We start from the raw sequence: 20,516 nt of genomic DNA, 5'->3' as shown, positions 1-20,516 counted from the left end.
GTCCGATGTCCTCCGGGACCGCTCGGATACGCTGTGCTCGTGGACATCAAGATCGGCATCATCAACAGCCCGCGCGAGATCGCGTTCGAGACCGCCCAGACCGCCGACGAGATCGAGAAGGCCGTGTCTGAGGCCCTCGCGTCGAAGGCGACGCACCTGTCGCTCCAGGACGAGAAGGGCCGTCGCTTCATCGTTCCGGTCGCCGCCCTGGCGTACGTCGAGGTCGGCGCGGAAGAGGCACGCCGCATCGGCTTCGTCGCCTGACGACGTGGAACTGCTCTTCGCCGTCCTCGGCGGCCTGATCATCGGCGGGATCGCGCACGTGGTCCTGCCGTGGCGCGCCAGTCGTGGCGTCCTGATCGGGCCCGCCGTGGGCGGCATCGCCGCTGCCGTGCTGTGGGAGGCACTGACCTGGGCCGGCTGGCGGTACGACGCCACCTGGATCTGGGTCGTGGCCCTGGTCGGCGCGGGCGTCGTCGCCCTCGTCGTCGAGTGGCTGCTCGGGACGCGCCGCAACAAGAGCGACGTCGAGTACTACGAACGACTCAAGGCCCGCGGGGCCTGAGCCGAGCACGGGACCGCCGCGCCTAGGCCGTCAGGCCGAGTGCGTCCATCCGTCGGGTGTGCGCCGCGATCAGTTCGGTCCAGACCGGCTCGAGCCGCTCCTGGTCCTCGCGCGCGTGCGACGCCAACGCCGACCGCGCCACGAGCAGGGTGTCGCCGACCAGACGCCGACCCCACATCGCCAGGCGCGAGCCGACCTCGGGGTCGTCCTCGATGCGGGCGGTCAGTTCCTCGACGACCGCGGGTTCCTCACGCGCGTCGAACACGGAGCGCAACCGCTGCCGCACGTCGTTCGGCAGCGACCGCAGCAGGTTGCCGAACAGGTCGTTCAGGATGCCGGCCGTGACGTAGCCGGTCAGCATCGACTCGTACCAGTCCGCGCCGCTCGTGCGCTCGAGGAACCGGTCGATCGCCTCGCGGTGCGGCGCCATCAGTTCCGCCGGGTCCGAACCGCCCCGTTCGATCTCGGCGACGATCGTGCGGTGCCGGTCGAGCGCCGTCGTCGCGAGCACACCGGTCACCAGGCGACCGGACAGCGTCGGCGCCGAGGCACCGGCGCGACCCATCGTCTCGTAGACGGAGAGCTGCAGGTACGCCGCCTGGCCCAGGTAGACGTCGAGCTCGGGGGTGACGTCGTCGAGCGCCAGACGCTTGACCTGGCTTGCGTTGCGCGGGTTCCGCGACGCGAGCCACGCTGCTGCGAGCTGCGCCGCGCGCTTCCGGTTCCACCACGACACCACCCGGAGAGCATAGCGGGAACCGCCTCGCGCCCCGCTCCACCCGCCCATCGGTAGACTGGCCCGGACTTCCACCAGAACTAAGGTGATTCTTTGACTTTCGCAGACCTCTCCATCGAGCAGGACATCGTCGACGCGCTCGCGGGCAAGGGCATCCTCGAGCCCTTCCCGATCCAGCAGCAGACGATCCCGCTCGCCCTCACCGGCCAGGACATCATCGGCCAGGCCAAGACCGGTACCGGCAAGACCTTCGGGTTCGGCCTCCCCCTCATCCAGCGACTCGGCGCCGACCCGGCCCCCGGCGTCAAGGCCCTCGTCGTCGTCCCGACCCGCGAACTCGCGGTCCAGGTGACCGAGGACCTCGAGGTCGCCACCTCGAACCGCCCGACCACCGTCGCGGCGATCTACGGCGGCAAGGCGTACGAAGGCCAGATCGAGCAGCTCAAGGCCGGCGCCCAGATCGTCGTCGGCACGCCCGGGCGCCTCATCGACCTGCAGCGCCAGCGACTCCTCGACCTGTCCCACGTGCAGGAAGTCGTCCTCGACGAGGCCGACCGCATGCTCGACCTGGGCTTCCTGTCGGACATCGAGCGCATCTTCCAGGCCATCCCCGAGGTACGGCACACGATGCTGTTCTCGGCCACGATGCCCGCGCCGATCGTCGCCCTCGCCCGCCGGTTCATGAGCCGTCCGGTGCACATCCGGGCGACCGACCCGGACGAGGGCCTCATGCAGGCCAACATCAAGCACCTCATCTACCGCGCGCACTCCCTGGACAAGGACGAGGTCATCGCCCGCATCCTCCAGGCCGAGGGCCGCGGCAAGACCGTGATCTTCACCCGCACCAAGCGTGCGGCGGCGAAGCTGGTCGAGGAGCTCAAGGACCGCGGGTTCAACGCCGCAGCGGTGCACGGTGACCTCAACCAGGAGCAGCGCGAGCGCGCGATGGCCGCCTTCAAGGCCGGCAAGCGCGACGTGCTCATCGCCACCGACGTCGCCGCCCGCGGCATCGACGTGGACGACGTCACGCACGTCATCAACCACACGATCCCGGACGACCCGGACACCTACCTGCACCGCGCCGGTCGTACCGGCCGTGCCGGCAAGACCGGCATCGCGGTCACGTTCGTCGACTGGGACGACCTGCACAAGTGGACGCTGATCGACAAGGCCCTCGAGTTCGGCATCCCCGAGCCCGTCGAGACCTACTCGTCGTCGCCGCACCTGTTCGAGGAACTCGACATCCCGAAGGGCACCAAGGGCCGTCTGCCCGGTGCCTCGTCGCACGCCGCGTCGGCCGGTGCCCCCGCCGAGAAGCGCAGCAGCGACCGTCCGGCCTCCGGTCCGCGTGACGCGTCGCGTTCGCGGTCGCGCAGCCGCACCCGGCCAGGAGGCTCGGAGCAGCCCGCCTCGCAGGCTCCCGCCGCCGAGTCCGCGGCTCCGACCTCCGCGCCCACCGACGACACGTCGGCCACCGAGGGCGGGACCACCGACGGCGCCGCGAAGCGTCGCCGCCGTCGCCGCCGTCGCGGAGCCGGCACCGGCGATGCCTCGGCGACCGCCTCGGCACCGCAGGGTTCGTCGGACGGCGAGTAGCGCCTCCAGACCGAAGGGTCCGTCGCTGACGCGACGGGCCCTTCGTCGTCCCCACCCGCCGACTGCGTCCGCGAAAGCGACAGATCGCCGCGAACTGTCGGCGGGAATCTGTCGCTTTCGCGGAGGGGTCAGGGCGCGCCGAGCGACAACTGTCGCTTCGGTGAGACGAGCCTCGGGTCAGGACAGGCGCGAGCCGGGGCCGACCACGGGCGCGCTGCCGGTGGCCTCGGACAGGATGGCGTCGAACGCGACCCGCGCCGTCCGGTGCTCGCCGAGCCGGTTCGGCTTGCCCGTGCCGTGGTAGTCGCTCGAACCGGTGACGAACAGGCCGTAGCGCGACGCCCAGTCGAGCAGGGTGCGCTTGCCGTGCGCCAGGTTCTCGCGGTGGTCCACCTCGAGCCCGCCGAGCCCGGCGTCGACGAGGTCGCGGAGCATCGGCTCGTCGATGACGATCCCCCGCGACGAGGCTGCCGGGTGCGCGATGACCGGCACACCGCCCGCCTGTCGGATGAGTTCGACGCCGCGCAGGGGCGACGGCGCCGCGTGCGGTTCGTAGTAGCCGGACGCCGGGTGCAGGATGCCGCGGAACGCCGCGCTCCGGTCGGACTCGAGGCCCCGCGCGACGAGCGCGTCGGCGATGTGCGGGCGGCCGATGGTGGCCCCGGGGCTCGCCTGCGCCAGGACGTCGGCCCAGGTGATCGGGTGGTCCTCGCCGATGCGGTCGACCATGCGGTGCGCGCGCGAGAGGCGGCCGGAGCGGATGCGGTCCGTCTCCTCGACCAGGCCCGGGTCGTGCGGATCGACCAGGTAGCCGAGGACGTGCACACTGCGGAAACCGATGCGCGTGCTGAGCTCGAGACCCGGCAGGAGCGTCAGCGGCAGCTCGCGTGCGGACTCCGACGCGTCGGCCCAACCGGCGGTCGTGTCGTGGTCGGTGAGCGCGACGGCGTCCAGGCCGGCGGCCGCGGCCGCTCGGACGAGCTCCGCGGGTCGCTCGGTGCCGTCGGAGACACTCGAGTGCGCGTGCAGGTCGATGAACGGGTCGGGCACGTCGACAATGCTATCCACAGGTGAGGGGCCGCACAGGACGCCGGTGCAGCGCGGTGCGATGATGGGGGCATGGCCGACACGACTCCCCGCGCGACGAGCAACCGTTCCACGACCCCCGGGTCCTCGACCTTCAAGGACTTCATCGGGTCGCAGTGGGCCGACCGCGAGCAGACGATCCCCGAGCCCCGCGAGCAGGCCGCCTTCGCCGCCGCGCGTCGGGCCCGCATCTCCGAGCTGCACCCGGGCCGCACGATCGTCGTCCCCGCCGGGCAGGCCAAGGTCCGCTCGAACGACTGCGACTACCCGTTCCGCCCGCACTCCACTTTCGCGCACCTGACCGGGTGGGGCACCGACACCGTCGTCGGTTCCGTCCTCGTGATGACGCCGAACGGCTCCGGGCACGACGCCACGCTCTACTTCCGCGCCACGGCCGGTCGTGATTCGGAAGAGTTCTACGCGAACCCCGAGATCGGCGAATTCTGGGTCGGCCCGCGTCCCTCGCTCGACGCCGTCGCCGCCGACCTCGGGCTGGCCACGGCCGACCTCGGCTCCTTCTCGGACGTCGCCAACGGACTCGACGCCTCGGCGCTGCTCGTGCGCGAGGCCGACGACGACCTGACCCGCACCCTCGACGCACGACTCGGCAGCGCCGTCGGCGGCGCTCCGGAGACCGACGACGCACCGGCGACCGACGACGTCCTCGCCCGTGACCTGTCCGAGCAGCGCCTGGTGAAGGACGCGTACGAGGTGGGCGAGCTCCGCAAGGCCGTCGACGCGACGAAGCACGGCTTCGACGACGTGATCGCCGACTTCGACGCCGTCCTGGCACACCAGCGGGGCGAGCGCATCGTCGAGGGCACCTTCAACCGTCGGGCTCGCGCCGACGGCAACACGGTCGGCTACGACACGATCGCCGCCTCGGGCCACCACGCCTGCATCCTGCACTGGACCCGGAACGACGGCGCCGTGCAGCCGGGTGACCTGATCCTCATCGACGCCGGGGTCGAGGTCGACTCGTTCTACACGGCCGACATCACCCGCACGCTGCCGGTCAGCGGCACGTTCTCCCCCGTGCAGCGCATGGTCTACGACGCCGTGCTCGAGGCAGCGGACGCCGCGTTCGCCATCGTCAAGCCGGGCATCACGTTCCGCCAGGTGCACGCCACGGCGATGGAGGTCATCGCCCGCAAGACCGCCGAGTGGGGCTTCCTGCCCGTCTCGGCAGAAGAGTCGCTCGAACCCGACAACCAGTTCCACCGCCGCTACATGGTGCACGGCACGAGCCACCACCTCGGCCTCGACGTGCACGACTGCGCGAAGGCCCGCCGCGAGATGTACATCGACGGCGTCGTGCAGCCCGGCATGGTGTTCACGATCGAGCCCGGTCTGTACTTCCAGCAGGACGACCTGACCGTGCCCGAGGAGTTCCGCGGCATCGGCGTCCGGATCGAGGACGACATCCTGGTCACCGAGGACGGCGCCGAGAACCTGTCGATCGGCATCCCCCGGACCCCCTCGGAAGTGGAGGGGTGGATCGCGCGCTCCGGCCGCTAGCCTGAGCGGGTGACGACGCCCGACGCCTCCTCCGACGCCCGCACGCCGCAGTTCTCGATCGAGGTCGAGCACTTCGACTCCCCCGACGCGCAGCGACTCCGGGCCGCGCAGCGCCTGGAGATCGACCGTGCCTACGGTGGCGACACCGAACCCGGCGACAAGCCGACGGCAGACTCCATCGCGGTGTTCTTCCTTGCGCGCGACGAGGCCGGCACTCCGCTGGCGTGCGGCGGACTGCGGGTCGTCGACGACGGCATCACCGAGATCAAGCGCATGTACGTCCGGCCGGAGTCCCGCGGCTCGGGTGTGGCGGCCACGCTGCTGCGCCGGCTCGAAGAGGCCGCGCTGGACCTCGGGTCACCGGCGCTCGTGCTCGAGACGGGGAACGAGCAGAAGCGCGCCGTCGGGTTCTACGAGCGCGAGGGCTTCACGCGCATCGCCAACTTCGGTCCGTACGTCGGCGCCCCGCTGTCGATCTGCTACTCGAAGGTGCTGTAGCCCGAGCACACCGGCCCCGAGCACGCAGGCGTCAGGCGCGCTCGTCGCCCTTCGGGGACGACGGCGACGACGGGGTCGACGAAGACGACGGTGCCGGCGGCGTCGCACCGGGCACCCGCTCGCCGTACTGCGGCGGGTCCTGCGGACGACGCTCCGGGATCGCCGGCCCACCCGCGGTGGGTCGGTCGGCGGGGGCGGCAGCGGACGGGTCTGCGTTCTCGCCGTACCGGGGCCCGTCGTTCGTGCCGTACCGCGGCGCGCTCGACGCACCCGGCGCCGTGGGCGCATCCGTCTGCCCACCGGGGGCCGACGTGCCGGGCTGCTGCGGGCCTCCTGGCTGCTGGTGGGGTGTGGCGTGTCCGCCGTACGGCGACTGCTGCTGCGGCGGGGCGGGCCGCCACGGCTGCTGTCCCTGCACCGGTGCGCCGGGAGCGCCCTGCTGGTGCTGCTCGTTCCAGTGCGTGGACGGCGTCGCGCCGTGCTCGCCGAGGATGCGCTGCGCCTGACCGGTCAGCTGCGGGTTGACGACGATCTGGTAGTTCGTGGCGAGCACCTGGTGGACGCTCGTGAAGTCGCGCTGCCGCTTGGTGATCGCGAACGAGACGATGCCGTAGAGCATGCCGAACGCGGCGCCGATGATCGCAGCGGCGAGGATCAGGCCGCCGGAGCTCGGCGAGAACAGGGTGAGCACGATGCCGAAGAAGATGCCGAGCCAGAGACCGGACAGTGCTCCGGCGATCGCCGCACGGCCGTAGGTCATCTTGCCGGTGACGCGCTCGACGGTCTTCAGGTCGTTGCCCACGATCGAGAGCTGGTTGACCGGGAAGTCGGCGTCGGCGAGCTTCGCCACGACGCGCTGCGCATCGGGGTAGCTGTCGTACGTGCCGAGGACGTCGCCCTTGGGCAGCGTCGGGAAGGCCTGGGCGGTCCTGCCGGCGAAGGGACTCTGATTGCTCACACAGCCATCATTCACCGCACACCTTGCAATCGCACGTGCACCGCCGGGGAAGCGCCAGCACGCAACCGACTACGCTGGGTCGGGTGAGCGCCACGAAGGTCTTCGTCGCCCGCCTCGCCGGGTGCTCCGTCTTCGACCCCGCGGGCGACCGCGTCGGCAAGGTCCGGGACGTTCTGGTGGTGTACCGCCGGGCCGATCCCCCGCACGTCGTGGGGTTGATCGTCGAGGTGCCGGGCAAGCGCCGCATCTTCGTCAGCGTCGGCCGCATCACCTCGATCGGTGCCGGCCAGGTCATCACCACCGGGCTGGTCAACATGCGCCGCTTCGAGCAGCGCGGCGGCGAGGTCCGGGTGATCGCCGAGATGCTCGGTCGCAAGGTCCTCATCAAGAACCAGCGCATCCGCGCCACCATCGAGGACGTCGCGATCGAGGACCGCGGGCAGGGCGACTGGGAGGTCGCGCAGCTCTTCCTCCGCAAGCCGAAGACCACCCCGTCGCCGTTCGGCAAGGGCCCGACGACCTTCGCGACGTGGAACGAGGTCACCGAGGACGAGCTCCCCGGCGAGGCCCAGTCCGCCGAGCACGTCATCGCGGCGTACTCCGATCTCGTGCCCGCCGACCTGGCGAGCACGCTGCTCGACCTGCCGGAGGAACGCCGGTTCGAGGTTGCCGAAGAGCTGCCCGACGACCGGCTGGCCGACGTGCTCGAGGAGATGCCCGACCAGGAGCGCGTCGAGATCCTGTCGCGGCTCGAGGACTCCCGCGCTGCCGACGTGCTCGACCAGATGCAGCCGGACGACGCAGCCGACGTCCTCGCGCAGTTCTCCGACGAACGGAGCGAGGCGCTCCTGCAGCTCATGGAGCCGGAGGAGGCGCAGGACGTCCGCATGCTCCTGGAGTACGAGCCGGACACCGCCGGTGGTCTGATGACCACCGAGCCCGTCATCGTCTCCGCCGACGCGACCGTCGCCGAGGGGCTCGCGCTCGTCCGCCGCCACGACCTCGCCCCGGTGCTCGGCGCCGCGGTGTGCGTCACGCTGCCGCCGTACGAGCCGCCGACCGGTCGGTTCCTCGGGCTGGTGCACTTCCAGCGCATGCTCCGCTACCCGCCGAACGAACGGCTCGGCACGCTCATCGACCAGCAGACCGAACCGGTCCGGGTCGACGCGAGCGCTGCCGAGGTCACCCGCGTGATGGCGACCTACAACCTGCTGTCCGTCCCCGTGGTCGACGACGCCCACCGCCTCGTCGGGGTGGTGACGATCGACGATGTCCTCGACCACGTCCTGCCGGACGACTGGCGAAGTCAGGGCGAGGGGGAACCCTCACCGCTTCCACGCCAACGCCCGCGCAAGACACCCGTGACGACGGGAAGGAGGACCACCCGTGGCCCGAACGGATGAGAACCGTCGTGATCGCGAGCGCTCCGACGTCCGCCTCGACTCCCCCAAGGGCATGCGCACGCGCGTGCTCCCGACCCGCCGTCGTGGCGGACGCGGTGACACGTTCGGTCGTGCGACCGAGGGCATCGCACGAGGCATGGGCACGCCGTGGTTCCTCATCGGCCTCACCCTGTTCTGTGTGGTCTGGATGGGTTACAACACCCTCGCGCCGAAGCCGTGGCAGTTCGACTCCGCCGCGATCGGCTTCACCGCGCTGACCCTGGTGCTGTCGCTGCAGGCCTCGTACGCCGCACCGCTCATCCTGCTCGCGCAGAACCGGCAGGACGACCGCGACCGCGTGCAGTTCGAGCAGGACCGGCAGCGTGCGGAGCGCAACCTGGCGGACACCGAGTACCTGGCGCGCGAGGTCGTCGCGCTCCGGCTGGCGATGCGCGACATGGCGTCGAAGGACTTCATCCGCGCCGAGCTGCGGTCCCTGCTCGAGGAACTCGACCGGCGCGACGCCGACGACGCCGGCTACGCGAACGAGCCCGGCAGCTCCACCCGTGGCTGAGGCGGCTCCTGCCGACGAGCAGCTGGGCACGGCGGTCCTCGCTGCGCTCGGCCGCGTGATCGACCCCGAGATCCGTCGGCCCGTCACGGAGCTCGACATGATCCGTGGGGTCGACGTGCAGCCGGGAGGCGCGGTGCGCGTCGACCTGCAGCTCACGATCGTGGGGTGCCCCGCCGCCGACACCATCGAGCGCGACGTGCGCGTCGCCGCCGGTTCCGTGGACGGGGTGTCGTCGGTCGACGTCGACGTGTCGGTGATGGCCCCCGCGACGCGTGCCGCGCTGACCGAACGACTGCGGGCCGGCCGGCCTCGCGGCGTGCAGTTCACCCCGGACTCGCTCACCCGGGTGATCGCCGTCACGAGCGGCAAGGGCGGTGTCGGCAAGTCGACGGTCACCGCGAACCTGGCCGTCGCACTCGCTGCGCGTGGCCAGCGGGTCGGGATCGTCGACGTCGACGTGCACGGCTTCAGCATCCCCGGGCTGATGGGACTGACCGACGAGCACGGCGTTGCGCCGCGTCCGACCCGGGTGGACAGCATGATCCTGCCGCCCGTCGCCCACGACGTGAAGGTCGTGTCGATCGGGATGTTCGTCGACGACGCCTCCACCGCGGTCTCTTGGCGCGGCCCGATGCTGCACCGCACCGTGAACCAGTTCCTGACCGACGTGTTCTTCGGCGACCTCGACGTGCTCCTGCTCGACCTGCCGCCCGGCACCGGTGACGTCGCGATCTCGGTCGGCCAGCTCCTCCCGCACGCCGAGGTCCTCGTCGTCACCACCCCCCAGGCCGCTGCGGCCGACGTCGCCGAGCGCAGCGGGATCGTGGCCCGGCAGACGGGCCAGCGGGTGATCGGGGTCATCGAGAACATGGCCGGGCTCGTGCAGCCCGACGGCTCGGTCCTGCACCTGTTCGGCGAGGGCGGTGGCGCCGAGACCGCGGCACGGCTCTCCCGCGGCCAGGACGCCCCCGTGCCGGTGCTCGGCAGCGTGCCGCTGTCCGTGCCGCTCCGCGAGGGCGGGGACACCGGCCTGCCGGTCGTGCTCGGCGCGCCGGAGGACCCCGCAGCCGTCGCCCTCGCCGCGATCGCCGACGGCATCACGACGATGGGGCGCGGACTGGCCGGACGGAAGCTGGGACTGTCGCTGTCCTAGGCTCATCAGCATGAGCATGGATCACGTCAGCGTCGACTGGGACCGCGCCCGCGACACGAACCGGGCGAACTGGGACGACCGGGTGCCGATCCACGAGGGCGCCTACGCCGTGGACGAGCTGTCCGACCCGGCGCACCGCTCGGACGTCGTGCGCGACGACCTGCCGGCACTGACGCCGTGGCTGCCGAACGGGTCGTTCACCGGGCTCGACGTCTGCCATCTGCAGTGCCACATCGGCACCGACACCGTGTCGCTCGCCCGTGAGGGCGCCCGGCTCACCGGCGTCGACTTCTCCCCCGCGGCGCTCGCCTCCGCCGCCGGCCTCGCGACGCGGCTCGGACTCGACGTCACCTGGGTGGAGACCGACGTGCTCGACGCCCGCGCTGCCGTCTCCGGCGACTTCGACGTCGTCTACACGAGCATCGGCACGATCTGCTGGCTCCCCAACCTGAACCGCTGGGCCGCACAGGTCGCCGCCCTGCTGCGCCCGGGCGGGGTGTTCTTCATCCGCGACGGCCACCCCGCGCTCTACGCCCTCGACGAGACCGCCGACGAGCTCGTCACCCGGTACCGGTACTTCCCGGACGGCACCGCGCAGCAGTGGGACGACGCCGGCACCTACGCCGGCGACGGCACCGTGGCGAACACCCGCACGTTCGAGTGGCCGCACCCGCTGTCCGAGATCGTGAACGCCCTGCTCGACGCCGGACTCCGACTCCGCCGCCTGGACGAGGGGCGCACGCTGCCCTGGCGCTTCAGTCCCCGCATGGAGGACACCGGCGACGGCTCGTGGGCGTGGCCCGACGCCGATCGCGACCGGGTTCCCCTGACCTACACGATCGTCGCCACCCGCGACTGACGACAGGCGTCCTGCCGTCCGCTCGGCGCACACCTGTACGTTCGTTCATGGACAGGTCGTTCCACCCCGGAGCATTATGCAAGGGCATTGCACAATGCCCTTGCGGAATGTGACCGCCTGGGCTCCACCCGCCGGACGACGACGTCCGGCCGAGGACAGGAGAACCGTGTGAACCAGAACACCCGAGTACGGATCGGCCTCGTGGCCACCGTCGCCGCAGTGATCGCCGGGGGATCACTCGCCGCAGCACCGGCCATCGCCGCGACGCCGTCGTGCGCCACCGCGTGGACCGCCGGCACCGCGTACTCCGGCGGTGCCACCGTCAGCGAGAACGGATCGAACTACACCGCGAACTGGTGGACGCAGGGCGACGACCCCGCGACGCACGCCGGGGCGACGGGCAGCGGCCAGCCGTGGACGTCGACCGGCGCCTGCTCCGGCACGGGCGGCGGCACCACTCCTCCCGGCGGGGGGACGACGACCCCCGGCACTGGCGGGAGCGGCGGCACGGCCAGCGGACTGGTGTTCAGCCCGTACAAGGACATCACCGTGAACCTCGACTGGAACACGAACGTCATGAACACCGCGGTCACCGGGACGCGGATCCCGGTGGTCGGCTCGAGCAACAGCCTGGTGTCGACCCGCGAGCCCGGCCTCAAGGCGATCACCCTCGCCTTCGCGACCGGCACGTGCGGCAGCGAGAACTGGGGCGGCGTCGCGGCGGATGCCTTCGCGAACGCCAACATCCCGAAGCTCGATGCCGCCGGGGTGAACTACATCGTCAGCACCGGCGGAGCCGCCGGTTCGTTCAAGTGCTCGGGCGCCGCACTGCAGTCGTTCATCGCCCGGTACGCGACCCCGCACATGATCGGCGTCGACTTCGACATCGAGAGCGGTCAGTCCGCCGCCGACGTGCAGAACCTGGTGAGCGCCGCAGCCCTCGCCCAGGCGAAGTACCCGGGCATGCGCTTCTCGTTCACGCTCGCGACCCTGGCCGCCAGCGACGGCTCGTACGGCGGGCTGAACAGCACCGGCGACGCCACCGTGAAGGCGATCAAGGCGTCGACCCTGACGAACTACACGATCAACCTCATGACGATGGACTTCGGCCGCGCGACCGCCGCGAACTGCGTGCTCTCCGGCTCCACCTGCCAGATGGGCAAGTCCTCGATCCAGGCCGTCACGAACCTGCAGCACACGTACGGCATCGCGTCGTCGAAGATCGAGGTCACCCCGATGATCGGCGTCAACGACACCACCGACGAGGTCTTCACCCTCGCCGACGTCGACACCCTGTCCGCCTACGCGAAGGCGAACGGCCTCGCCGGGATCCACTACTGGTCGCTCGACCGGGACACGCCCTGCGCCTCGTCGACGGCGTCGTCCACCTGCAGCTCCGTCCCGAGCGCACCGGCACTCGCCTGGACGGATCGTTTCCTCGCCGACCTGAAGTAGTCGTCACCACACCGAACACGGGAGGCCCGGTGCCAGCTGGCACCGGGCCTCCCGTCCGTCAGGTGGTCACGTGACGGGCGTCAGGTCGCTTCCGCGTCGAACGGCGGCGCTTCTCCCGCGGCCAGCGGCACGACGGGAGCCGTCGCGCGCACCTTGGAGGCGGTCACCTGCGCGGTCTGGACCGCGGCGGCGCTGCTGGCGCCGCCGGAGTCGAGGAGTGCATCGCGGATGATCCGGCGGGGGTCGTACTGTCGCGGGTCGAGCTTCTGCCACTCGATGTCGTCGAACTCGGGGCCCATCTCGTCGCGCATCCGCTCCTTCGCGGTGTCGGCGAACCGGCGGACGGCCTTCACGAACTCGGCCAACTTCTGGGCGTACATCGGCAGGCGCTGCGGCCCGAGCAAGAGCACGGCAATGATCCCGATGATCAGGATCTTGTCGAGCGGGATGTTCACGTGAGCGAGCCTAACCCGTACGGCTCCGATGCACCCCTAGAGTTGTCAACCGAACGGAGTGTGCGTGTCAGAGAAAGAGTCGAACTGGAAGTTCGCCGAGGACATCGTCTCGGAGTCCGAGGCGATCGCCCGCGCTCGTGAGCACTCCCTGGAGCTCGGTGTCGAGGCGATCTCGCCCGCGATCGGCGCGCAGATCGGTGTCATCGCCGCAGCCTCCCGAGCCACGAGCATCATCGAGATCGGGACGGGCCTGGGAGTCTCCGGGCTGTACCTGCTCGGCGGCGCGCCGGACGCGACCCTGACCACGATCGACGTCGAGGTCGACCACCAGCAGTTCGCCCGCGACGCCTACATCAGCGCCGGCACCGCCCCCGCTCGGATCCGGCTCATCCCTGGCCGCGCGAACCAGGTGCTCCCCCGGATGAACGAGGCGTCGTACGACGTCGTCCTGGTGGACGCCGACCCCGAGCACGTCATCGAGTACGTCGAGCACGGGCTGCGGCTCGCGCGCCTCGGCGGGACCGTCCTGGTGCCGCACGCGCTGTGGCGCGGACGCGTCGCCGACCCGGTCAAGCGCGACCGGGCGACGACCGACTTCCGGCTGCTGCTCACCGAGGTGTCGACGTCGGGGGCGGTGCGCAGTGCGCTCTCGCCGGCCGGTGACGGGCTGCTGCAGCTGACGAAGGTCACCGCGTAGCGTCAGAGGTACCGTCGGACGTCTATGGCGAAGCGTGGAACGCCCGCGCGACGGAGGGTGTCCAGGATGTCCTCGACCGACTGCGGCGGGTCCACGTAATCCTCGGCGAGCTCGCGGAGGACCCGGGTCACGACGCCGGGGAACAGGTCGAGTTGGTCGAGCAGGAAGTCATCCGGGTGGACCGTCTCGACGTCGAGTACAGCGAGTGATGCCGGCGGGAAGTCCCGCAGGTTGAAGGTCACGAGCACGTCCGCGCCGGCTCGCACCGCGGCTGCGAGCACGTGGCGGTCCTTCGGGTCACACGTCAGCCCCTCGGCCAGATCCTCGTGGCCAGTGACGAGCGCATCCGGGAAGTACGTCCGCATCATCGACAACCGTCGGTCGATCCGGCTCGGTGAGGCACCCGCCGCGACGGCGTTCCGCCGGACCTCGTCGAGGACCTGCTCAGACCACAGCGGCCGGAAGACCCCGTCATCGGCCAGTCGGAGCAGGAGGTCCGAGAGGGTGATCCCGTAGATCGCGCACGCGTCGAAGAACGCGGGGAACGCCACGGTCAGCGCTCCGCCGGCCCGTCACCGCGCTGCTGACGTTCGAGCGCTTGGCCCTCCCGCGCGGCCTCGCGCAGCGCGCTGCGGCGTCGATTGCGGAAGTGGTCCTGGAACGACACCAGGTCCCGGAGCAGGACGCGCCGGTGCCGCCCGCGCCTCTCGAAGGAGATCGCGCCGTCCTCGAGGTACTTCACGAGCGTCGGACGCGACACCCCGAGGAATTCAGCCGCCTGCTGCGTGGTCATCTGCGTGTCGTTCCGAGCGACCGTGACCCCGCTCCCACTCGCGAGCGCATCGGCGACCTGCTCGAGGACCTCGAAGACCTCGGCCGGGATCGTCCGGACCCGTCCGTCCGGCGCTCGGAGCTCGGCCACGCCACCGGCGAGGGCTTCGCGCTCGATCTCGTGCAGGAGTTTCGCCAGCCCGACGAGGTCGTCGCGGTCATCGCCTGGGAAGTACGTGCGGGATGCCGCGCGGCGGTCAGCGGGCTCGGTCGTGACGGTCATGCGACCAGCTTAAACGAAAGAACCGAAAGAACGGGTGGCCGGTCACTCGAGGTGCCGCAGGTACCGCTCCGGTGACTCGAGGAACGACCGCTGGTTGCGCACCAGGTCGAGGTCCTCCCACTCGGTGCGCCGGAACCCCCACTCGCCGACCTCGTGGATCGTCGCGCCGGGGAACGCCGCCAGGACCGGTGAGTGCGTCGAGAGCACGACCTGCCCGACCCCGCTGTCGACGATCGACCGCAGCAGCGCGATGAGCGTCAGACACCCGGAGAAGGACAGCGCCGACTCCGGTTCGTCGAGGATCCAGAGCCCCGGCCACTGCGCGCGGTCGATGACGAAGTCGAGGAACGACTCACCGTGGCTCCGCTCGTGGAACACCGGCTCGGGGCGGGAGTGGTTGGGGTGGTCCTCGAGGTAGGTGAAGAAGCCGTGCATGGTCTCGGCGCGCAGGAAGAACCCGCCGCGGGGCGCACCGAAGTCACGGCGGAGGACGATGTGCTGCCACAGCGACGACTCGGACGGACGCGTCGAGTGGTTCGCCAGGGTGGAGCCGCCCTCGGGTGACATGCCGAACCGGAGCGCGATCGCCTCGATCAGGGTGGACTTGCCGACACCGTTGTCGCCGACGAACACCGTCACCGGGTCGAGGTCGAGTCCCTCGTCGAGCAGCTGCCGCACCGGGGGCAGCGTCGCCGGCCACACGTCGCGCGGCATCGGGTCCGGGTCGCGGTACTCCTCGACACGGCGGATCGGCATGTGGGTCCTCGGCACGAGGCCATCCTGCCGGACCCGACCGACAGCGCGACGGGCGCGGACGCCGACGGCGCGGCACCCCGGACGCAGACGACGGGCCCGGCGCGTACACGCTCCGGACCCGTCGTTCTGGTGCTTTCGACTACTAGGCCGAGACGACCTCAGCGAGTGCGTCATGGAGTTCCTTGGCCTCGGCATCGTTGACCGAGACGACCAGGCGGCCTCCTCCTTCGAGCGGAACCCGCACAATGATGAGTCGACCCTCCTTAACAGCCTCCATCGGCCCGTCACCGGTCCTCGGCTTCATGGCTGCCATCAGATGTCCCCTTTCGTGCAGTACCTGCCCGCTCATTATCTCGTATTGATGGGGCAACTGCGAAACCGCCCAGGTTGGGGGTGTCGGATCGGCGGTTCTTCGCGGGTTCCGTTCGTAACCTTGGCGGATGCCGAACATCCGCTCCATGCGCCGTCAGTCCCCCAGCGGACGACCCGACCGGTCCGAGCCGACCGGCAGGTCCGACGACGCAGTGCCCGCCGGCTTGCGGATCGGCGCGGCGTTCACCTGGCGCATCCTCGTCGTCGGTGCCGGCCTCGCCGTCCTGGTGGCGCTGGTCGTGCTGCTGCAGGACATCGTGGTGCCGTTCCTCATCGCGCTGCTGGTCTGCGCGCTCCTCATGCCGATGTCGTCGTTCCTGCAGCGGCACCGGTGGCCGAAGTGGACGGCGGTGCTGTCGAGCCTGGTGGCCTTGGTGCTGGCGCTCGGTGGGCTGGCGCTGCTCGTCACCGAGCAGGTGCGGTCCGACCTGCCGTCGCTCGAACGCCGGCTCCACCACAGCGTGCAGTCCCTGCGGACCCTGCTCGACAGCGAGCCGTTCGGGATCACGGCGAAGGACGTCGACTCGTGGGTGTCGAACGGCTTCGACTACCTGCAGGCGCACGCCGCGACGATCCTGTCCGGGTTCCAGGCCGCTGGAACCGGCGCCGTGCACGTGCTCGAGGGGCTGTTCATCATCGTGTTCACGACGCTGTTCGTGCTCATCGACGGCCCGCGCATCTGGGGGTGGGTCGTCCGGCTCTTCCCACGGCGCGCACGTGCTCGCATCGACGTCGCCGGGCACGCCGGCTGGAAGACCCTGACGAGCTTCATCCGCGTCCAGCTGGTCGTCGCCGTCACCGATGCCCTCGGCGTGACCATCGGCGCGCTCGCCCTGCAGATCCCGCTGGCGATCCCGATCGGCGTGATCGTGTTCTTCGGCGCGTTCGTCCCGGTCGTCGGGGCGATCGTCGCCGGTGCGGTCGCGGTGCTCATCGCCCTGGTCTTCAACGGCTGGGTGCCGGCGCTCGTGATGCTCGGCATCGTGGTGGTCGTGCAGCAGCTCGAGAGCCACGTCCTGCACCCGTTCCTGACCGGCACGGCCGTCAAGGTCCACCCGCTCGGGGTCGTCCTCGGGGTGACCGCGGGCACGACGATCGCGGGTGTCGTCGGCGCGTTCTTCGCGGTGCCGTTCATCGCCACCGTCAACGCGATGGTCGTGGCGGCGGCGAACTGGCGGCCGGGTGACCCGGAGCCGATGTCAGCGACGGTGCCGAAGCGCGAGCGGAGCGGTCCCGCCGCACGGCTCCTGGCCCGTGCCCAGGCCCGTGAGCGCCGTGCCGATCACGGCGGGGTCCAGTCGTAGCCGTCGATCCACCAGCAGTAGTACAGCCAGACCCACTGCAGCCCGACGAACGCCACCACGACGGCGACCCGGTACACGCGGGACCGCGGCAGCGCCACGATGCCGAGCAGCGGCGCGATCGGCACCAGGATCCGCCAGGTGCTCGACTGCGGGAAGAACACGGCGAGCAGGTACACGACGTAGGCGATGCCCCAGAGCCGCAGCTCGATCCCGATCACCCGTGCCGCGGGCATGCAGACGAACGCCACGAAGCCGACGACCACGACGGCCAGCAGGATCCCGCCGGCCGGCTGGTGGAACCACCACCCGAAGCCCTGGATCCACGGCGCGAACGGCACGAGCTCCTGCCACCCGACGTAGGACGACCGCCAGGCGAGCTCGGTGTCGGTGTAGGCCTTGGGCACCCCGGTGACGGCCCACGCGATCGCCGACCACGCCAGGCCGACCAGTCCGGACACGACCGCGACCACGGCGGGCGGCACGAGGCGGCGCAGGGTGAGCGGCTCCGACGACCGCACCCACGCGGGCCGGATCGCCCACGCGCCGACGAACAGCACGACGAGCAGCGCGAACGCGAGCCCGGTCGGCCGGGTCATACCGAGCAGCAGCACGACGGGCAGCATCGTCCACCACCGCCGGTCGACCATGAGCAGCAGCGCGACGAGCAGCAGGAACAGCCCCATCGACTCGGCGTACGCCACCTGGAACATCGCCGACACGGGCGCGACGCAGAACAGCACCGTGGCGAAGGTCGCGCGCGCCGGGTCCAGGAAGCGCCCCATCAGGCGACGGAACACGAGTGCGGCGCCGAGCCCGGCGAGCAGCGAGACCGCCACCGCGACGAACTCGAACGACGCTCCGGTGAGCAGCATCAGGCCACGCACCAGGAACGGGTACGCGGGCATGAACGCCCACGCGTTCTCGGTCACGTGCCCTGCCGCATCCACGGGCAGGGTCGACGGGTAGCCGCCGGTCGCGATGACGCGGTACCAGGCGCCGTCCCAGATGGACGCGAACGACAGGTACGCCGGGTGCTGGACGGTGAACGAGTTCGCCGCCTGCACGCTCGCGAAGGCCTGCATCATCAGTCCGGTGACGAACCGGGCGAGCACGTAGACGACCGTGATGCGAACCCACCACGGCACCACCCGGTAGCGGGCGCGCCAGCGGGTGCGTGCAGGGGTCGGCCGGGTGGCCCCGGCCGTCGTCAGGCCGTCAGCCACCGACGGAGGCCGGCCTCGACCGCGGTGATCTGCGCGACCGGGACCTGCTCGTCGTCGTGGTGGGCGAAGACCGGTTCACCGGGTCCGTAGTTGACCGCGGGCACCCCGAGCGCCGAGAAGCGGGCGACGTCGGTCCAGCCGTACTTCGGGCGGGGCTCCGGGCCACCGACCGCCGACACGAAGTCCTGCGCGAGCGGGGCGTCGAGGCCGGGGCGGGCACCGGCGGCGAGGTCGACGATGGTCACGTCGTAGCCGTCGAAGAGCTCGCGGATGTGCGCCACGGCCTCGTCGGCCGAACGCGACGGCGCGAAGCGGTAGTTCACGTGCACCATCGCCTCGTCCGGGATGATGTTGCCCGCGATGCCGCCGCTGATCCCGACGGCGTTGAGGCCCTCGCGGTACTCGAGCCCGTCGACCGTGACGGTGCGGGGCTCGTAGGCGGCCAGCGTGGCGAGGATCGGTGCCGTCTTGTGGATCGCGTTGTCGCCGATCCAGCTGCGGGCGCTGTGCGAGCGCTTGCCGAACGTGCGGATCTCGGCGCGGAGGTTGCCGTTGCAGCCACCCTCGATCTGCGCGCCGGACGGCTCCCCCAGGATGGCGAAGTCGGCGGCCAGCAGTTCCGGACGGGTCCGGGCGAGACGGCCGAGGCCGTTCAGCAGGTCGCTGACCTCTTCGTGGTCGTACCAGACCCACGTGACGTCGACCGAGGGCTCGACCAGGTCGTACGCGAGCTTGAGCTGCACTGCACAGCCGGCCTTCATGTCGACGGTGCCGCGACCCCACAGGATCTCGGTGCCGTCCGCGGTGGTGCGGAACTCGGTGGGCAGGTTGTCGTTGAGCGGCACGGTGTCGATGTGCCCGGCGATCACGACGCGGCGGTCGCGGCCGAGGTTCGTGCGGGCGACGATCGCGTCGCCGTCCCGGATCACCTCGAGGTGCGGCAGCGGTGCGAGCACCGCCTCGATCGCGTCGGCGAGGGCCTGCTCGTTCCCCGACACCGATTCGATGTCGCAGATGGCACGGGTGATGTCGATGGACGAGGCGGTGAGGTCGAGCTGCTCCGGCATGCGGTCACCTTATCTGCCGTCGCCCCCGTCGCGCTGGCCCACGGCACGGCGGCCGGGAGGCACGGTGCGGTTCCGCAGCGTCCGTCCGGTCGGTCCGGTGCTCCCGTCCAGTGCGTCGGTACCCTGGTGCGGTGACCGACACGACCGCTGCCATCGACCCGACCGCCACCGCCGACCGCCCGACGCACGCCTGGGGCCACGGCCTCGCGACGATCGCCGCCGACGGCACGACGCTCGACACCTGGTACCCGGAGACCCACCTCGGCCCGCTGCCGACCGACGCGGTGTTCCCGGCAGCACTGCAGGCGCACGTCGGCGACGACCCCCGCCGCGAGGTCCGGATCGAGGCCGTCACCACCGAGGTCACCATCGACGCCGCCCCGACCAGCACCGAGGACGCGTACCTGCGCCTGCACCTGCTGAGCCACCTGCACGTGCGTCCGAACACCATCAACCTCGACGGTGTCTTCGGGTACCTGCCGATCGTCGCGTGGACGAACGCCGGGCCGGTCCACCCGGAGTCCCTGACCCGCCTGCGCCCGTCGCTGCAGCGCGCGGGCATCGCCGTGCACGCCATCGACAAGTTCCCCCGCCTGGTCGACTACGTCGTGCCGGACCGCGTCCGCATCGGTGACGCCAACCGCGTCCGTCTCGGTGCGCACCTGGCACCGGGCACGACCGTCATGCACGAGGGCTTCGTGAACTTCAACGCCGGCACCCTCGGCGACGCCATGATCGAGGGCCGCGTCTCGCAGGGCGTCGTCGTCGGCAACGGCACCGACATCGGCGGCGGGGCGTCCATCATGGGCACGCTCTCCGGCGGCGGCACGCACCGGGTCTCCCTGGGCGAGCGCGCGCTGCTCGGTGCGAACGCGGGTCTCGGCATCTCCCTCGGCGACGACTCCGTCATCGAGGCCGGCCTGTACGTCACGGCCGGCACGAAGGTCGTCCTGGTCGGCGCCGCACCGAACCCGGACGGCACGCCGAAGACCGTCAAAGCCGCCGAGCTGTCCGGCACCCCGAACGTCCTCTTCCGGCGCAACAGCGTCAGCGGCGCCGTCGAGGCGCTGCAACGCAAGGGCGAGGGCATCCAGCTCAACACCGCGCTCCACGCGTAGGACGCGTCGGACGGGAGGCCCGTGGCCAGGCCGCCACGGGCCTCCTGTCCGTCACTTCGTGAGCAGAAATGGTCGGGTCCCATCTCGGGA

At 71.0% G+C, this 20,516-nt stretch carries 23 protein-coding genes; 13 read left to right on the top strand and 10 right to left on the bottom strand.

The features are described from left to right. The first annotated feature begins 39 nt into the window (after window positions 1–39). On the top strand, window positions 40–264 hold the full coding sequence (locus EDF40_RS03825; RefSeq protein WP_111084998.1) for a DUF3107 domain-containing protein: 225 nt from the start codon (window positions 40–42) through the stop codon (window positions 262–264). A 4-nt stretch (window positions 265–268) separates the two neighbouring features. After that, complete coding sequence (locus EDF40_RS03820; RefSeq protein WP_123340720.1) at window positions 269–565, top strand: hypothetical protein; 297 nt, start codon at window positions 269–271, stop codon at window positions 563–565. A gap of 22 nt (window positions 566–587) precedes the next feature. Here EDF40_RS03820 and EDF40_RS03815 read toward each other — a convergent pair whose 3' ends face one another. Continuing rightward, a complete protein-coding gene (locus EDF40_RS03815; RefSeq protein WP_260213504.1) occupies window positions 588–1,304 on the bottom strand; it encodes a ferritin-like domain-containing protein in 717 nt (238 codons plus the stop codon). Window positions 1,305–1,394: 90 nt separating this feature from the next. Here EDF40_RS03815 and EDF40_RS03810 point away from each other — a divergent pair, with 90 nt between their 5' ends. Continuing rightward, window positions 1,395–2,897, top strand: coding sequence for a DEAD/DEAH box helicase (locus EDF40_RS03810; RefSeq protein WP_123340719.1), 1,503 nt, complete (start codon window positions 1,395–1,397; stop codon window positions 2,895–2,897). A gap of 177 nt (window positions 2,898–3,074) precedes the next feature. On the opposite strand, the gene EDF40_RS03805 is transcribed toward EDF40_RS03810, so the two are convergent. Continuing rightward, complete coding sequence (locus EDF40_RS03805) at window positions 3,075–3,947, bottom strand: PHP domain-containing protein (RefSeq protein WP_123340718.1); 873 nt, start codon at window positions 3,945–3,947, stop codon at window positions 3,075–3,077. 69 nt (window positions 3,948–4,016) lie between these two features. Between EDF40_RS03805 and EDF40_RS03800 the strand changes: the two genes are divergently transcribed. Together EDF40_RS03800 and EDF40_RS03795 are read left to right on the top strand one after the other, a co-directional pair. Next, window positions 4,017–5,501, top strand: a complete 1,485-nt coding sequence (locus EDF40_RS03800; RefSeq protein ID WP_123340717.1) for an aminopeptidase P family protein — start codon at window positions 4,017–4,019, stop codon at window positions 5,499–5,501. Window positions 5,502–5,510: 9 nt separating this feature from the next. After that, window positions 5,511–5,999 (top strand): GNAT family N-acetyltransferase, encoded by a 489-nt coding sequence (locus EDF40_RS03795; RefSeq protein ID WP_123340716.1) that lies wholly within the window; start codon window positions 5,511–5,513, stop codon window positions 5,997–5,999. Between the two features lie 31 nt (window positions 6,000–6,030). On the opposite strand, the gene EDF40_RS03790 is transcribed toward EDF40_RS03795, so the two are convergent. Continuing rightward, a complete protein-coding gene (locus EDF40_RS03790; RefSeq protein ID WP_123340715.1) occupies window positions 6,031–6,957 on the bottom strand; it encodes a general stress protein in 927 nt (308 codons plus the stop codon). Between the two features lie 83 nt (window positions 6,958–7,040). Between EDF40_RS03790 and EDF40_RS03785 the strand changes: the two genes are divergently transcribed. From EDF40_RS03785 to EDF40_RS03765, 5 genes are all read left to right on the top strand, one after another. Next, window positions 7,041–8,360: a magnesium transporter MgtE N-terminal domain-containing protein gene (locus tag EDF40_RS03785; protein ID WP_111084991.1), complete on the top strand. Its 1,320-nt coding sequence runs from the start codon at window positions 7,041–7,043 to the stop codon at window positions 8,358–8,360. A 52-nt stretch (window positions 8,361–8,412) separates the two neighbouring features. Then, window positions 8,413–8,913, top strand: a complete 501-nt coding sequence (locus EDF40_RS03780; protein ID WP_111085044.1) for a DUF1003 domain-containing protein — start codon at window positions 8,413–8,415, stop codon at window positions 8,911–8,913. Then, window positions 8,906–10,066: an Mrp/NBP35 family ATP-binding protein gene (locus EDF40_RS03775; protein ID WP_123340714.1), complete on the top strand. Its 1,161-nt coding sequence runs from the start codon at window positions 8,906–8,908 to the stop codon at window positions 10,064–10,066. The genes EDF40_RS03780 and EDF40_RS03775 overlap by 8 nt, the downstream gene beginning before the upstream one ends. 10 nt (window positions 10,067–10,076) lie before the next feature. Beyond that, complete coding sequence (locus tag EDF40_RS03770) at window positions 10,077–10,925, top strand: bifunctional 2-polyprenyl-6-hydroxyphenol methylase/3-demethylubiquinol 3-O-methyltransferase UbiG (RefSeq protein WP_123340713.1); 849 nt, start codon at window positions 10,077–10,079, stop codon at window positions 10,923–10,925. Window positions 10,926–11,093: 168 nt separating this feature from the next. Then, window positions 11,094–12,380, top strand: a complete 1,287-nt coding sequence (locus EDF40_RS03765) for a carbohydrate-binding protein (RefSeq protein ID WP_185002721.1) — start codon at window positions 11,094–11,096, stop codon at window positions 12,378–12,380. An 80-nt stretch (window positions 12,381–12,460) separates the two neighbouring features. Here EDF40_RS03765 and EDF40_RS03760 read toward each other — a convergent pair whose 3' ends face one another. Further along, the gene (locus EDF40_RS03760) at window positions 12,461–12,835 is read right to left on the bottom strand and encodes a twin-arginine translocase TatA/TatE family subunit (RefSeq protein ID WP_123340711.1); all 375 of its coding nucleotides are present in this window, start codon (window positions 12,833–12,835) and stop codon (window positions 12,461–12,463) included. 64 nt (window positions 12,836–12,899) lie between these two features. On the opposite strand from EDF40_RS03760, the gene EDF40_RS03755 reads away from it, so the two are divergent. Beyond that, entirely contained in the window at window positions 12,900–13,532 is a 633-nt protein-coding gene (locus tag EDF40_RS03755) for an O-methyltransferase (RefSeq protein ID WP_123294100.1), read from the top strand. Between the two features lie 2 nt (window positions 13,533–13,534). Here the strand turns inward: EDF40_RS03755 and EDF40_RS03750 are convergent, their stop codons facing one another. The 4 genes from EDF40_RS03750 to EDF40_RS03735 all read right to left on the bottom strand — a co-directional run bounded on the left by EDF40_RS03750 (window position 13,535) and on the right by EDF40_RS03735 (window position 15,655). After that, complete coding sequence (locus EDF40_RS03750) at window positions 13,535–14,083, bottom strand: PIN domain-containing protein (protein WP_123340710.1); 549 nt, start codon at window positions 14,081–14,083, stop codon at window positions 13,535–13,537. Window positions 14,084–14,085: 2 nt separating this feature from the next. Beyond that, window positions 14,086–14,586 (bottom strand): helix-turn-helix domain-containing protein, encoded by a 501-nt coding sequence (locus EDF40_RS03745; RefSeq protein ID WP_123340709.1) that lies wholly within the window; start codon window positions 14,584–14,586, stop codon window positions 14,086–14,088. A 42-nt stretch (window positions 14,587–14,628) separates the two neighbouring features. Next, window positions 14,629–15,357 carry an AAA family ATPase gene (locus tag EDF40_RS03740; RefSeq protein ID WP_123294101.1) on the bottom strand — a complete coding sequence of 243 codons (729 nt, stop codon included), beginning with the start codon at window positions 15,355–15,357 and terminating at the stop codon, window positions 14,629–14,631. Between the two features lie 127 nt (window positions 15,358–15,484). Further along, window positions 15,485–15,655, bottom strand: a complete 171-nt coding sequence (locus EDF40_RS03735) for a DUF3117 domain-containing protein (RefSeq protein ID WP_017887054.1) — start codon at window positions 15,653–15,655, stop codon at window positions 15,485–15,487. A 127-nt stretch (window positions 15,656–15,782) separates the two neighbouring features. On the opposite strand from EDF40_RS03735, the gene EDF40_RS03730 reads away from it, so the two are divergent. Then, window positions 15,783–17,018, top strand: a complete 1,236-nt coding sequence (locus EDF40_RS03730; RefSeq protein WP_243692372.1) for an AI-2E family transporter — start codon at window positions 15,783–15,785, stop codon at window positions 17,016–17,018. Here the strand turns inward: EDF40_RS03730 and EDF40_RS03725 are convergent. Next, window positions 16,997–18,241: a hypothetical protein gene (locus tag EDF40_RS03725; RefSeq protein ID WP_123340790.1), complete on the bottom strand. Its 1,245-nt coding sequence runs from the start codon at window positions 18,239–18,241 to the stop codon at window positions 16,997–16,999. The two genes, EDF40_RS03730 and EDF40_RS03725, sit on opposite strands and share 22 nt — an antisense overlap. Further along, the gene (gene dapE / locus EDF40_RS03720; RefSeq protein WP_123340708.1) at window positions 18,226–19,308 is read right to left on the bottom strand and encodes a succinyl-diaminopimelate desuccinylase; all 1,083 of its coding nucleotides are present in this window, start codon (window positions 19,306–19,308) and stop codon (window positions 18,226–18,228) included. The genes EDF40_RS03725 and dapE overlap by 16 nt, the downstream gene beginning before the upstream one ends. Before the next feature lie 131 nt (window positions 19,309–19,439). Here dapE and dapD point away from each other — a divergent pair, with 131 nt between their 5' ends. Continuing rightward, window positions 19,440–20,426: a 2,3,4,5-tetrahydropyridine-2,6-dicarboxylate N-succinyltransferase gene (gene dapD / locus EDF40_RS03715; protein ID WP_123340707.1), complete on the top strand. Its 987-nt coding sequence runs from the start codon at window positions 19,440–19,442 to the stop codon at window positions 20,424–20,426. The last annotated feature ends 90 nt before the right edge of the window (window positions 20,427–20,516 follow it).

The organism is Curtobacterium sp. PhB170, assembly GCF_003752345.1.
Taxonomy (GTDB): Bacteria; Actinomycetota; Actinomycetes; order Actinomycetales; family Microbacteriaceae; genus Curtobacterium.
This window is presented reverse-complemented; position numbering and strand designations above follow the sequence as displayed.

Coding starts and splice junctions, on each gene's coding strand:
- EDF40_RS03800 (WP_123340717.1), top strand. CDS start 4,017: ATGGCCGACACGACTCCCCGCGCGACGAGCAACCGTTCCACGACCCCC.
- EDF40_RS03735 (WP_017887054.1), bottom strand. CDS start 15,655: ATGGCAGCCATGAAGCCGAGGACCGGTGACGGGCCGATGGAGGCTGTT.
- EDF40_RS03745 (WP_123340709.1), bottom strand. CDS start 14,586: ATGACCGTCACGACCGAGCCCGCTGACCGCCGCGCGGCATCCCGCACG.
- dapE (WP_123340708.1), bottom strand. CDS start 19,308: ATGCCGGAGCAGCTCGACCTCACCGCCTCGTCCATCGACATCACCCGT.
- EDF40_RS03770 (WP_123340713.1), top strand. CDS start 10,077: ATGAGCATGGATCACGTCAGCGTCGACTGGGACCGCGCCCGCGACACG.
- EDF40_RS03730 (WP_243692372.1), top strand. CDS start 15,783: ATGCCGAACATCCGCTCCATGCGCCGTCAGTCCCCCAGCGGACGACCC.
- EDF40_RS03780 (WP_111085044.1), top strand. CDS start 8,413: ATGCGCACGCGCGTGCTCCCGACCCGCCGTCGTGGCGGACGCGGTGAC.